Source organism: Ensifer sp. 4252 (assembly GCF_050434565.1).
GTDB lineage: Bacteria > Pseudomonadota > Alphaproteobacteria > Rhizobiales > Rhizobiaceae > Ensifer.
Genome location: NZ_JBNDIU010000006.1, coordinates 239016 through 252356, shown reverse-complemented (window position 1 = coordinate 252356; position 13341 = coordinate 239016). Strand labels below are relative to the sequence as shown.

Annotated in this window: 12 protein-coding genes and 1 pseudogene; 8 read left to right on the top strand and 5 right to left on the bottom strand. The window is 61.5% G+C overall.

The features are described from left to right. Positions 1-95: 95 nt before the first annotated feature. Positions 96-249, top strand: a pseudogene (locus ABIE33_RS15590) (type II toxin-antitoxin system VapC family toxin); the annotation flags it as partial. 70 nt (positions 250-319) lie between these two features. Here ABIE33_RS15590 and ABIE33_RS15585 read toward each other — a convergent pair. Beyond that, positions 320-784 carry an Lrp/AsnC family transcriptional regulator gene (locus ABIE33_RS15585; protein WP_429126404.1) on the bottom strand — a complete coding sequence of 155 codons (465 nt, stop codon included), beginning with the start codon at positions 782-784 and terminating at the stop codon, positions 320-322. A gap of 158 nt (positions 785-942) precedes the next feature. Here ABIE33_RS15585 and ABIE33_RS15580 point away from each other — a divergent pair, with 158 nt between their 5' ends. Next, entirely contained in the window at positions 943-1956 is a 1014-nt protein-coding gene (locus ABIE33_RS15580; RefSeq protein WP_429126402.1) for a 1-aminocyclopropane-1-carboxylate deaminase, read from the top strand. 76 nt (positions 1957-2032) lie between these two features. Here the strand turns inward: ABIE33_RS15580 and ABIE33_RS15575 are convergent, their stop codons facing one another. Continuing rightward, positions 2033-2725: an aspartate/glutamate racemase family protein gene (locus ABIE33_RS15575; RefSeq protein ID WP_429126400.1), complete on the bottom strand. Its 693-nt coding sequence runs from the start codon at positions 2723-2725 to the stop codon at positions 2033-2035. An 84-nt stretch (positions 2726-2809) separates the two neighbouring features. After that, positions 2810-3517 (bottom strand): DUF421 domain-containing protein, encoded by a 708-nt coding sequence (locus ABIE33_RS15570; RefSeq protein ID WP_429126399.1) that lies wholly within the window; start codon positions 3515-3517, stop codon positions 2810-2812. 206 nt (positions 3518-3723) lie between these two features. On the opposite strand from ABIE33_RS15570, the gene ABIE33_RS15565 reads away from it, so the two are divergent. The 4 genes from ABIE33_RS15565 (at position 3724) to ABIE33_RS15550 (ending at position 9139) form a co-directional block, all read left to right on the top strand. Further along, a complete protein-coding gene (locus ABIE33_RS15565) occupies positions 3724-3924 on the top strand; it encodes a CsbD family protein (RefSeq protein WP_429126397.1) in 201 nt (66 codons plus the stop codon). Between the two features lie 386 nt (positions 3925-4310). Further along, positions 4311-5396 carry a zinc-binding metallopeptidase family protein gene (locus ABIE33_RS15560; protein WP_429126395.1) on the top strand — a complete coding sequence of 362 codons (1086 nt, stop codon included), beginning with the start codon at positions 4311-4313 and terminating at the stop codon, positions 5394-5396. Between the two features lie 102 nt (positions 5397-5498). Beyond that, positions 5499-8780, top strand: coding sequence for a PAS domain S-box protein (locus tag ABIE33_RS15555; protein ID WP_429126394.1), 3282 nt, complete (start codon positions 5499-5501; stop codon positions 8778-8780). Continuing rightward, the gene (locus tag ABIE33_RS15550) at positions 8777-9139 is read left to right on the top strand and encodes a response regulator (RefSeq protein WP_429126392.1); all 363 of its coding nucleotides are present in this window, start codon (positions 8777-8779) and stop codon (positions 9137-9139) included. Before ABIE33_RS15555 ends, ABIE33_RS15550 begins: the two co-directional genes overlap by 4 nt. 12 nt (positions 9140-9151) lie before the next feature. On the opposite strand, the gene ABIE33_RS15545 is transcribed toward ABIE33_RS15550, so the two are convergent. Together ABIE33_RS15545 and ABIE33_RS15540 are read right to left on the bottom strand one after the other, a co-directional pair. Next, the gene (locus ABIE33_RS15545; protein ID WP_429126418.1) at positions 9152-10168 is read right to left on the bottom strand and encodes a DNA topoisomerase IB; all 1017 of its coding nucleotides are present in this window, start codon (positions 10166-10168) and stop codon (positions 9152-9154) included. Positions 10169-10197: 29 nt separating this feature from the next. Beyond that, positions 10198-10353 (bottom strand): DUF3309 family protein, encoded by a 156-nt coding sequence (locus tag ABIE33_RS15540; RefSeq protein ID WP_429126390.1) that lies wholly within the window; start codon positions 10351-10353, stop codon positions 10198-10200. Between the two features lie 242 nt (positions 10354-10595). Between ABIE33_RS15540 and ABIE33_RS15535 the strand changes: the two genes are divergently transcribed. Beyond that, complete coding sequence (locus tag ABIE33_RS15535; RefSeq protein WP_429126389.1) at positions 10596-11420, top strand: N-formylglutamate amidohydrolase; 825 nt, start codon at positions 10596-10598, stop codon at positions 11418-11420. Continuing rightward, positions 11417-13336, top strand: coding sequence for a flavohemoglobin expression-modulating QEGLA motif protein (locus tag ABIE33_RS15530; protein WP_429126387.1), 1920 nt, complete (start codon positions 11417-11419; stop codon positions 13334-13336). Before ABIE33_RS15535 ends, ABIE33_RS15530 begins: the two co-directional genes overlap by 4 nt. Positions 13337-13341: the final 5 nt, after the last annotated feature.

Sequence of the window (13341 nt, the reverse complement as noted above, 5' to 3'; positions counted from 1 at the left end):
AATGAAATCTCGCTCGTCATCCAACTCTCCTCGTTTTGACACGAGGGGTCAGTTCTTCGCTTCGTTAGGGGGTCAGTTTCTCATTTCGCCCGACAGCAAGACGTGCCTGGCGCAACTTTGGCAAAGGTCGGCACCCGGCGAGCCTGAATTTTGGGGACTGTTTCTCCTAATGCTCTGGCCAAGTCGCGCAACGAGCCATTGCTCTTCAAAGGTGATGATTTCTCGCGCGCAGACATAGACGCAGCATGACAACAACGAGTGGCGCTGGCGCACACAAGCCGTGCAAGCAGCCCTAGTCGGCGCCGATCGCGTCGACCATTCAGAAATCGAGAGCGGCGTTGTCGACCACTTCCTTCATCACGAAGAACGTCCTGGTCTGGCGGACGCCCGGCAGGGCGATCAGCTGCGTCCCGTGGATGCGGTTGAAATCGGCCATATCGCCGACGCGAATCTTCAGGAAGTAGTCGAAGTCGCCGGCGACGAGATGGCAATCGAGGATGAACTTCAGCTTTTCGACCGCCTTTTCGAAGTCGCGAAAACTCTCCGGCGTCGAGCGATCGAGCACCACGCCGACCATGACCAGCGCGCCGCGATCGACCTTCTGCGGCGCCACCAGCGCGCGGACGTTGGTGATATAGCCTTCCTCGAACAGCCGCTGAGTCCGACGGTGGCAGGTCGCGGCACTGACATCGACCATGTGCGCCAATTCCGCATTGGTTAGCCGGCCGTTCTTCTGCAAGAGGCGCAGCATCTTGAGATCGATACGATCGAGTTCATCTTGCATGAAAGAATCTTCCTCTTTTAGCGCAGTGTGCGGATGCAAACTAATATCACCTGCAGATTTCCCGGAGAAATGCAAAATCCGTACACGACATTAGAGAGCACCTTTCACATCACGGGTGGTAGCGTTTCCTGGCTTTCAAACGGAAGGATGGGAACAACATGCTGGAAAAATTCGAACGCTACCCGCTGACCTTCGGGCCGACGCATATCGAGAAACTCGACCGGCTCTCGGGACATCTAGGCGGCAAGGTCGAGATCTACGCCAAGAGGGACGACTGCAATTCCGGCCTCGCCTTCGGCGGCAACAAACTGCGCAAGCTGGAATACATCATTCCCGATGCGCTGCGCTCCGGCGCCGATACGCTAGTGTCGATCGGCGGCGTTCAATCGAACCACACGCGCATGATTGCCGCAGTTGCCGCCAAGATCGGGTTCAAATGCCGGCTCGTGCAGGAGAGCTGGGTGCCGCACGAGGACGCCGTCTACGACCGTGTCGGCAACATCATGCTCAGCCGCATCATGGGCGCCGACGTCCAGATGGTCGACGAAGGTTTCGACATCGGCATCCGTCAAAGCTGGGAGGCTGCGATCGAGGACGTGAAAGCGCGGGGCGGCAAACCCTACGCCATCCCCGCCGGCGCCTCCGTGCACAAATATGGCGGGCTCGGCTATGTCGGTTTTGCCGAGGAGGTGCGGGCGCAGGAGGAAGAACTCGGCTTCAAGTTCGACTACATCGTCGTCTGCACGGTCACCGGCTCGACCCATGCCGGCATGCTGGTCGGCTTTGCCAAGGACGGTCGCCAGCGCCGGGTCATCGGCATCGACGCCTCGTTCACCCCCGCGCAAACAAAAGCACAGGTTCTCGACATCGCCCGCAGGACCGCTGAGCTGGTCGAACTCGGCACCGACCTTACCGATGAGGACGTGGTGCTGCTTGAGGATTACGCCTATCCCGTCTACGGCGTCCCCTCCGACGAGACCAAGGCGGCGATCCGGCTTTGCGCCCGCCTCGAGGGCATGATCACCGACCCCGTCTATGAGGGCAAGTCGATGCAGGGCATGATCGATCTCGTTCGCAAGGGCTATTTCCCCGAGGGATCAAGGGTACTCTACGCCCATCTCGGCGGCGCGCCTGCGCTCAACGGCTACGGCTACACCTTCCGCAACGGCTGACATCGCCGGCCACCGAACGCTTCGAGGGACCACGGCCGGGCAGAACTGTCCGGCCGTGGCACTGGAGGACATCACCTCAGCTAAGAGCCCGATCGACCGCGGCAAGTGCATGGAGCTCGGTGGTGTCGAAAACCGGCACCGGGCTGTCGGCCTGGGAGATCAGCAGCATGATCTCGGTGCAGCCCATGATGATCGCCTGGGCGCCGCGCTCCACCAGCCGCTGAATGACCTGCCTGTAGGCGTCGCGCGACGCGTCCTCGACACGGCCGATCACGAGTTCCTTGTAGATGATGTCGTGAACGGTTTTCCGGTCCTCGTCGCCGGGCACCAGAACGTCCAGCCCGTGCCGTTCGATCAGCCGCCCCTTGTAGAAATCCTGTTCCATGGTGAAGGCCGTGCCCAACAGGCCGACGCGGCTGAGGCCGAGCGCCTTGATCTTCTCCGCCGTCGGGTCGGCAATATGCAAGAGCGGAATGGAGACTGCCGCTGATACGGCGTCGGCCATCCGATGCATGGTGTTGGTGCAGATCACCAGGAAATCTGCACCACCGGCTTCAAGTCGCCGGGCCGCATCGGTCATTTCGCCTGTCAGGGCCGACCAGTCGCCAATATGCTGCAGCCGCTCGATCTCACCGAAGTCCATCGACCACATCAGGCTCTTGGCCGAGTGCACGCCACCCAGGCGGACCCGGACTTCCTGATTGACGATGCGATAGTATTGGGCAGAGCTTTCCCAGCTCATGCCGCCGATAAGTCCCATGACCTTCAATGCACTTGTCCTTCCGATTGCGAGCAACCCTCAAGCCCAATGATCCCGAATTTCTGCCACATCCGCCGAGGTACAGGCAACAGGCTAACGGATCTCGTGCCAGACTTCCTCCCCGCAGCGGGGGCATGGCGGCACCGCCTCGCCAGGTGAAAGCTTGAGGACTTCGGCGCACTGCACGCAGGCGAGACGGCGCTTCTCCCGAGCGACAGACCCCGAGCGAAACTGCGTCGGCTTGCTGACGTCCCAGGGCGGCTCGATCAACAGCCCCTGCCTGGTCGACGGCTCATCGAAGGTGAAAACCGACAGCAGCCCGTTGGTTTCGAAATAGGCGGCGCGGACCTGCCCGAGGTGCCGCACCTGCTTCAAGCGGAGTTGCTCGAACAGCTCGTCGTGGCCAACATTCAGTCGCTTTAGCGCCTTCCACAGGATGCCGCCATCGCGCACCACCTCGACGCTGATGCCCTCGATCACGTCCTCGAGCTTTCGGTTGCGAGCAACAATGTAGCTCAACGACTTGTCCAGCAGCACGACCACGGTGATGACGACCATGCAATGGATGAGCGGAACGTCAGGATAGAACATCGCATCACCGACGGCCGAGCCAAGCGCGATCACCAGCAGGAACTCCACCAGCGAGAGTTGGCCGATAGACCGGCTGCCGATCCATCGGATCAGGAACAGGGTGTAGGCATAGATGATCAGCGTCCTGAGCGCGATTTCAAGCAGGAAAAGCGGCGGCTCATCTCCAAACAACATCCTGCCGAGATCAAACGCCACGAAGGGCTCATTCATGGGAAACACTCCTCCACAAGGCGCCGTCAGGCGCGGACGGTCGCTCTTCGTTTATCTGTAGCGCTGGATGAGAAAGACGAGGGCGAAGAGCAGTCCGGGCGACCGCAGCACTATCGCCGTCCCGAACTTTTTGCCCCAAAGAATGAACCAAAGCCGGCACGAGGCGTTTGACTATCAGTGCAACCACAACGTCAGGAGATCCGCAGATGGATTGGAATCGTGTTGAAGGCAACTGGAAGCAGTTCAAGGGCAAGGTGAAGGAACAGTGGGGTAAGCTCACCGACGATGACCTCGACCAGATTGCCGGCAAGCGGGATCAGCTCGAAGGCAAGATCCAGGAGCGCTACGGCATCGAAAAAGACCGCGCGCGCCGCGACATCGAAGACTGGTATGGTCGCCAGCCCTGACGACGGTCATGACCTCAGAAACCCCGCCTCCCGCGGGGTTTCTTTTGTTTGAAGGCATGACTGAAAGGGAACTTTGTCCCGCCAGCCGAGTTGTTGGCATGGCCGCAACAGCGGCCGTGTCATAACCCGAGGGAGAAATCGACAACGATGGGAAGACCCGCGCAAGATAAGAGGCCGACAGCTAAAAGAGACGTGGTATACGGCTGGAGCAATATCTATGATCTGACCGAATTCATCCGCGCCCACAAACTGTCGCCGCTCGAGGCGCGGCCTTGTTTCAGCAACATGGCCCGTCGCGGCAGGCGCTGGACGCAGCCATGAAAGCACGCAAGGGTTGTATTTGAGGCCGTCTTTCAAAGCCCGGCAAATCCTTGCAAGGAGACAGAATGCGGCTCTTCCAGTGCGGCACATGCGGCCAGACGATTCACTTTGAAAATCGCAGCTGCATGCGTTGCGGATCCATCGTGGGGTTCGACCCCGGCCATGTGGCGATGCAGGCGTTGGTGCCGCTCGACAACGGGCTCTGGCAGATCCACGGCGAGGGATCGCGGACCTTTCGTTTCTGCGACAACGCCGCCATCGATGTCTGCCACTGGCTGGTGCCGGCCGATCAGCCCGATCGCTACTGCGTCGCCTGCCGTCACAACACCATCGTCCCGATGGCAGATGGCGTCGGCCTTGAGCGCTGGCGCAGAATAGGCCTGGCACAGCGCCACCTGTTCTATTCGCTCTTGCGCTGGCGGCTACCGCACCCTACCCGGGAGCAGGACCCGCAGGGCGGGCTGGCCTTCGAATTTCTCGCCGACGCCGTCGATAGCTACGGCAACATCGTGCCCGCCCGAACGGGCCACGAGAATGGCTTGATCAGCCTGCGCGCCTCCGAGGCAGAGGACGTGGTGCGCGAAAGCGTGCGGGTTTCGATGAACGAACCCTACCGCTCTTTGCTCGGGCATTTTCGCCACGAGATCGGACACTTCTATTGGCAAAGGCTCGTTGCGGACGAGGCGACGAGGACCGAGGCGCGCGCGCTCTTCGGCGATGAAACGCAGGACTATGCGGCGGCACTGGAGCGTCACTACCAGCAGGGCCCTCCCGACGACTGGCAGGAACGGTTCATCAGCCCCTATGCAAGCGCTCACCCTTCGGAGGATTTCGCCGAGTGCTGGGCCCACCTCTTCCACATCGTCGATACCTTGGAGACCGGGCGCGCCTTCGGCATGAATCTCGATCCGATCGGGCATGATGCGCTCGAAGCCGAGATCGACTTCGATCCCTATCGGGCATCGAGCGCAGAAGCGCTTGTCGAGGCGTGGGTGCCGCTCAGCCTCGCTCTCAACGCTCTTCAGCGGTCGATGGGCCAGCCCGACAGCTATCCCTTTGTCCTGTCGCAACCGGTCATCGATAAGCTGGATTTCATCAACCGGCTGATCCTCGGAGCGGCCACGTCGAGCGTGACTAGACATCCGGATTGAGGCTGCGGCACGAAAACCGAACCGCGTTGGCCACGACGCGAGCGGAACAAAACCCCACAGTGCCGCGTTGCCCTGCGTTAGCAAGCGCTTGCGGAGGGAATTATGAGCGGCGCAGAAGCATTGGCGGCAGCGCTGGCGTCGCAGACGATTGAGTCCAGGGCGATTCTCGACAGCCTTCCCATCGCTATCTACACCACGGATGCAGGCGGGGTCGTTACCTATTTCAATCGCGCCGCGGCTGAATTGGCCGGACGCGAGCCGCGCCTCAATGCCGACCGCTGGTGCGTCTGTTGGCGGCTGCATCGCCCTGACGGAACTGCGCTGCCGACAGATCAATGCCCGATGGCCGAGGCGCTGCGCAGCAAACGCGCCATTCGCGGCGAGGAACTGATCGTCGCGCGGCCCGATGGGGCCATGGTGCCGGTGCTTCCATACCCAACGCCGATCTTTGATGCCGAAGGCGAGATGATCGGCGCGGTCAACGTCCTCATCGACATCGGCAAACGCAAGGCCGCGGAACAGGAACTGCGCGCCAAGACCGACCGCATTCAGGCGCTCGATCGCATCTCCAGGCTCTTGTCCAGCGACCTGAATGTCGAGCATATCGTCCAGACGGTGACCGACAGTGCCACCGAACTTACTGGCGCGAAATTCGGCGCATTTTTCTACAACGTCGCCGACGAGACCGGTGAGCATTTTAAGCTCTTCACTCTGTCCGGCGCTCCGCGGGAAGCCTTCGAAAAACTCGGCCTGCCCCGCAACACGGCGGTGTTCGCACCAACCTTCAACGGCGAACGGGTGGTGCGCAGCGACGATATCCGCAAGGACCCGCGCTATGGGCTGAGCGAACCATATTTCGGCATGCCGCAAGGACACCTGGCCGTTGTCAGCTATCTCGCCGTTCCGGTGATCGCCCGCTCGGGGGCAGTGCTCGGCGGATTGTTCTTCGGTCATGACGCGCCGGGCGTCTTTACCCGTGAATCCGAGGACACCGTCGTGGCGATCGCCGCCCATGCGGCCATTGCCATCGACAACGCCAATCTGCTGGCCGACAGCCAACAACAATCCGAGAGCCGTCGGATCGCCGAGCTGTCAGCCCGCCACCTCGCATCGATCGTCGAATCCTCTGACGATGCCATCGTCAGCAAGGATCTGAACGGCATCGTCACCAGCTGGAACAGGGGCGCCGAGGTTCTGTTCGGCTATAGCGTTCAGGAGATGGTGGGAACGCCGATCATGCGGCTCATTCCGAAGGGCCACGAGGACGAGGAGTTGCATATCCTTGAGCGCATTCGCAGAGGAGAGCGCGTCGATCATTATGAAACAAGACGGCAACGCAAGGATGGCACCCTCATCGACATATCGCTGACGATATCGCCGATCCTGGATGACGATGGGCGCATCGTTGGTGCTTCGAAGATTGCCCGCGATATCAGCGAGCGCAAGGCTTCCGAACTGGCGCTCGCCGAGCGCGTGCGAGAGCAGGCCTCGCTTTATCAATTCACCGAGCGGGTGCATCGCGCACGTTCGATCACAATCGTCTATGAGGCTGCGCTCGATGCCATTCAGTCGGCGTTGCGCTGCAGCCGTGCATCGATCCTGCTCCTCGACGAAACCGGCACCATGCGTTTTGTCGCGTCCCGCGGACTTTCGGAAAGCTATCGCCTCGCGGTCGACGGTCACACGCCATGGACCGCGGAGGCGCAGGACCCCAACCCGATCTTCATCGAAGATATCGAGCCGGTCGACATCCCGGACGACCTGCGCAAGGCCGTTCAAACCGAAGGCATCGGTGCCCTCGGTTTCATTCCGCTCGTTTCGGCAGGCCGACTGATCGGCAAGTTCATGACGTACTACGACACGCCGCACCACTTCGCCGGTCCCGAGGTCGATCTTGCTCTTACCATTGCGCGCCAGCTGAGTTTCAGCGTGCAGCGCATCCGATCCGAAGAGGCAAGACGACGAGCCGAAGATCTGCTGCGGCACAACGAGGCGAAGGAACGCGCCAGGGCGACGGAGGTGCTGGCGCTCATGGAAGCGGTTCCGGCGCCGATATGGATTGCCAGGTCGCCGGATTGCCGGGTCATCAGCGGCAACAGAAGTTCGTTCGAACTGCTGCGACTGCCACCCGACAGCAATCCTTCGCTCTCGGCACCGGCAAGCGAAAGGCCCATGCATTTCAAGGTCTATTCGCAGGACAAGTTACTCTCGCCAGACGAATTGCCGGTCCAGCGCGCAGCGCGCGGCGAAGAGGTGCGCAGCTTCGAGCAGGAAATCCGTTTTGACGACGGCACGTCCCGACATCTTCTCGGGAATGCTACGCCGCTAATCGATGCGTTGGGCATACCGCAAGGTGCAGTTGCCGCATTCGTCGATATCACCGAGCGCAAGGAGACCGAACAGGCGATGCGCGACGGCGAGCGGCGGCTGCAGATGGCGCTCGAAGCCGGGCGGATGGGGGCGTGGGAATGGAACTTCGACACCGGAAAGGTAATCTGGTCGCCTGGGCTCGAAGCCCTTCACGGGCTAGAGCCGGGGTGCTTCGGCGGCACGCTCGACGACTTCAAGACGGACATCCACCCGGATGACCTCGCCATGGTCGAGCTTGAGATCCAGTGCGCCATAGACAAACGCCAGGACTATCACAGCTCATATCGCATCCGCCGACCCGACGGTTCCACTCGCTGGCTGGAAGCCTTCGGACGTTTTCTGCAAGGAGCAGGGTCGTCCTCGCTGCGCCTCGCCGGCGTTTGCATGGACATTACCGAACGCAAGGATGCCGAGGCACAGCGCAATCTGCTGGTCGCCGAACTCAGCCATCGCGTCAAGAATACACTGGCGACGGTTGCATCGATTGCCCGGCAATCCTTCGCCATGGCCCCCGACCGCAAGGACGCCGAACAATCGTTCCATGCCCGCATCCGGGCTCTGGCGCAGACGCATACGCGGCTTGCGGAAGCGACCTGGGCGGGTGTTTCGCTCGAAACGATCTTTTGCGACGAACTGGCGCCCTACCGGAACGACAATGCCGGCAACGTCTCCTTGCGTGGGCCGGCCCTCATACTGGCGCCAAGGCACGCGCTGGCCCTTGGCATGGCTGCCCACGAGTTGGCGACCAACGCGGCCAAACATGGGGCGCTCTCCGCAGAAGGCGGGCATGTCGACGTCAGCTGGAGCCTGGACCCGGCCAACAAGTCCCTTCATATCGATTGGTGCGAAACCGGTGGACCCGCGGTTGCCCCGCCTTCGCGAAACGGTTTCGGCCGGCTGCTGCTGGAGCGCGTCGTCGGCTCGGATCTCGGCGGCGACGTCGAACTGGATTTTGCGAAGACCGGTTTGAGATACACGATCACCATGCCCTACTCCGCAGGTGTTGAACGATGAATGACGGACAACGTAGCGTCTTTGTTGTCGAAGACGAGTATCTGTTGGCGATCCAGATCCAGGACGATCTGTTGGCCGCCGGCTTCGCGGTCATCGGGCCATTCACCAGCCTGCGCAGTTCGATCGCCGCGGCAAAACGGGAGACGCCGCAGGCGGCGACCCTCGATGTCAATCTCAACGGCGAGTTCGTCTATCCCGTGGCAGACGAGTTCCTCGCCCGCGGCGTTCCGGTGCTGTTGCTGACGGGCTACGCTGCATCCGACCTTCCCGAACAGTATCGCAGCCTTCCCCGCCTCGCCAAGCCGTTCAACAGTCGAGACCTCATCCGCACCGTCGAGGGCCTGTTGGCCGGCAGATGATTATGGTGCCGCTCAGGTCGCACGCTTCTTCGCGCGCGCAGCGTATTTGAGAAAACGCAGCAGTCGATCCTCCTCGGCGCGCAACGGGTTGTTTTGCCCTGGTCGCGCTGCGAGCCGCCGCAGGTTGATCTTGGTATCCTTGTCGGCAAGGGCGATGACGTCAGGGTGAACGTAGCTCTTGCGGCAGACGGCCGGGGTGTTGTGCAGCACGTCGGCCGCCGCCTCGCACATCCGCTTGACCGAGGGACGCCGACCCTCCGCAAGCGCCAGCCGGGCTTCGGCAAAGGCGGCGACGCTTCCCGCCCAGGTGCGAAAGGTCTTGGCCGAGATCGGCCCGCCCGAGATGTCGGCGAGGTAGCGATTGAGCCGGCCGGAATCGATCGGATGCAGGTCGCCGTTGGCATCCCTGCTGACGAAAAGCTGGCGCCCGGGCAGGTCGGCAATATCCTCCAACAGACGCTGCAGCCGCGGACTGCGCAGCCTGCGAACCACCCTCTTGCCACCCTTTCCCATGAAGCGAAGCTCGATGCCGTCGTCGCGCAGCTTGAGGTGCCGTTTCAGGAGGGTCGTTGCGCCATAGGTACCATTGTCCTCGACATAGGCAGCATTTCCGACCCGCAGGCACGCTTGATCGAGCAGCGTCACAAGCGCCGCCAGCACCGTACGAGCATCATCAAGCGGCCCTTCCATATGGCGGCGAAGGGTTCGGCGAAGCTTTGGCAGAACCTTGGCAAATTCAATCAACTGGTCGAACTTGGCGTGGCTGCGCATTTCCTGCCAGGCATCATGGTAGCGATACTGCTTTCGCCCGCGTGCGTCGAAGCCGGTCGCCTGCAGGTGGCCGTTCTGCTTGGGACAGATCCAGACACGCTCATAGGCGGGCGGGAGGCCGAGCGCTGCAATACGCGCCCGAGTGTCGGGATCCTTGAGGACGGAACCGTCCGGAAGGCGATAGCTGAAACGCTTTCCCTTCCGGTGGCGCCTTATGCCCGGATCGGCATCAGTCACGTAAATGAGGTCGGGTTCCATCGACGCGGATGACAAGAGTTATATCAAAATCAAATCCGTCCGAGGAGCACGAGGATCAGGAGAACGACGACCAGAACGCCGAGGATACCCGATGGGCCATAGCCCCAGTTGGTCGAATGCGGCCAGCTCGGAAACGCCCCGATCAGCAGCAGTATCAAAACGATAAGCAGAATAGTTCCAAGCATGGCATTCACCTTCCCTAATGCGTTGTAACGTGTTGGGAAAATGCGGCGGAAGCGCATTGGTTCCGCACCCCGTCCAGCGGCAAACTTGCGGCCAGCCGCGACAGCCGTGGTGTTACCGCCCTGGGCTCGCTTTCCCACTTCAACTTGCGACTCGAATTGCGTCGCGTTTGGAACCGAACCGCTCGCTCGCGAATTGTAGCCAGACCGCAAGGGCATCGACGAGGGAGGAACAGGACCCAAATATGCTTGATCGAGCAGGTGAGAAACGACAACAGGTCGATGAACACGGTTGGTGGACCGTGCATCGTGGCGACATCCCCATTGTCGGCACGGCGATACATGACGGGCATGGCCTGCGCGCCGATCTCCGCTCGCTGGTGGCATTGTCCGATGACAAGCGCCTGCGGGAAGAAGACCCTTACACGGCTTGCATCATCCAGGATCTGGCAAATCGGGTGATCGTGCATCGCTCGCGCTTCGAGGTCGATCTCAACCGTGCCCGCGATGGCGCGGTCTATGTCGATCCATCGCAGGCCTGGGGACTTTCCGTCTGGCAAGACGCGCTTCCGCGCGAGCTTCACGAGCGCTCGCTCGTGCTGCACGACGAGTACTATCGCATGCTGAGGTCGATGCTGCTGTCAATCGAGCGGCGGCATGGCAGCTTCGTCGTCCTGGATGTGCACAGCTACAACCACCGACGCGACGGACCCGACGCCGCCCCTTCCGCCCCTGCTGCCGCGCCCGAAATCAACATCGGCACCCATTCAATGGATCGCAGCCGATGGGCCGATGTGCTCGAGACGCTGCTCGACACTTTTCGTCGCTTCGAGTTTCGGGGCAGGCGGTTCGACGTTCGTGAGAACGTCGCGTTTCAAGGGCGCGGCGAACAAACGCGTTTTATCCATGAGCACTTTCCGCAGACCGGCTGCGCGATCGCCATCGAGTTCAAGAAATTCTTCATGGACGAATGGACCGGCGAGCCGGATTTCGAGATGCTCGATGTGTTGCGTGCACTGATGGCGTCAACCGTGCCCGACCTCGTCAGGGCACTGGATGCGCGCCGATGAAGAGTGCTGCTACCCCGGGAAACCGCGACCTTACCGATCATCAGGAACGCGACAGCCAGGGACCCGATGACCAGTGGCTCGGTGAGGTCATCGTTTGCCTTGAGGCCGGCAAGGCGGTACGGCGAGAGTTTGCCGGGGATGGGCGTCTGCACATCGACCGACCGCTGCCGTTTCTTTGCGTGCATATCGCAGAGGCGAAGCACGCAGTCGTGGCACGCGAGATCACCCAGTCCAATGCATCCTACCTTATCGCACCCGACGCCAAAGCGGCCGCCCCTGTGATCGAGACGGTCGGAAGGGTGCTTCGACAGCGGCTCGGCGCTTTCTTCGTGCTCGAATACGGCGAATTCGAACATGACGACGCGCCTGCCAAGGATGCGCCCTATCTGCCGCCTTTCACCATCGAAGTCACCGCCGGCGAAGACCCGGCGGCGCAGGCGGCCGCGAAAGCCTTCCTCGGCTCCGTCAGCACGATCGAAGGCAAGTTTCGCACTGCCCATATGGACCTGTTGGCGCCGCAGCCGACTGCCGATGCAGATGTCCCGCCGCTGACGCTGTTCCCCCACATCAACGTGCGATTTGCGCCGATCTATCGCGAGCCGGGAACCCGGCGGATCTATCCGGAACTGCGAGAACGCCTGATTGCCAACATATTCGATGCCGGTCTCAAGGCACTGGCGGCAGCAACGCAAAGCGCGACTGACACGAGCGTTTCGACGCACCGCGCCTTTGGGCGAAAAACCTTCGTCGAAACGGTGGCACGCACCGACCGCGCCATAGACGAGATTGCTTCGAGCTTCGATTTCCTGCTGGCGGTAACACCGATCAATGCCGATGCCGCCTCGGCGGAATTTTCTTCAAGCCGATACGAGGTTGGCCCACGGCTGCTCTATCGGCCGCTGACGCTTGAAGTCGAGGCCGCGAAGAAGAAGCTTTTTTCCATCAGCTTCGAGCACCTCGAAGATCCGTTGCTCTACGCGCTCTATCGCCAGAAGCAGCAGGAACTCGACCTGCAACTTTCTATGATCTCGGCCCGCGAAGGCCGCACCTTCGTCGAATTCGGTCGCGCACTCTACGGTCCGGTCGAGGCCAAACTCCTTGATGTCGCCACGGACATCCTGAGGCAAACGCAAAAGCGGGTCGGCGAGCCCGGGCGGAAGCCAGCGGTTGACGAAGTGGATTGCGCCTATGTTCGCAACCGGGCGCAAACGATGGTTTCGGCCTACAAGCGGCAATATGCCGATTTCACCGCCTCGGTAGAGGTGCGCGACGACATTCCCGCCGGATTGCTGGTCTCGAGGAGCCAGCTCTTGATTGCGCGCAGCACAACCATGAGCCGGCACCGTGTCGAGGCCTTGCTCAATCACGAAATCGGCGTGCACCTGCTGACTTATTTCAACGGGTCGGCACAAGGGCTTCGGCTCTTCCGCTCGGGCCTGGCGGGCTATGAAGGCATGCAGGAGGGGCTTGCCGTATTTGCCGAATATTTGAGCGGCGGCATGACGCTGGCGCGCCTGCGCCTGATCGCGGCCCGTGTGGTTGCCTGCGCGGCGATGCTGAACGGTGCGCTTTTCCCGGAGACCTATCGGCTGCTCGTCGATCAGCACCGGTTTCAGCCGAACGACGCCTTCAACATCGTGCTGCGGATCTATCGCGGCGGCGGGTTGGCGAAGGACGCGATCTATCTGCGCGGGCTTCTTCAGCTGCTTGCCCATCTGGGGGCAGGCGGCAGCCTTGAACCCTTCTGGATGGGCAAGATCGCCGCCTCGCATTTTGCCGCCATGCAAGAATTGAGCTTGCGCGGCTTGCTGGGTGCGCCGGCGGTGCGCCCTATCTTTCTGGATGACGCCCATGCACGCGCCCGGCTGGACCGGGCACGTGGCGGAATAACCCCGCTCGACATGGTCGCAGAGTAGGAGAC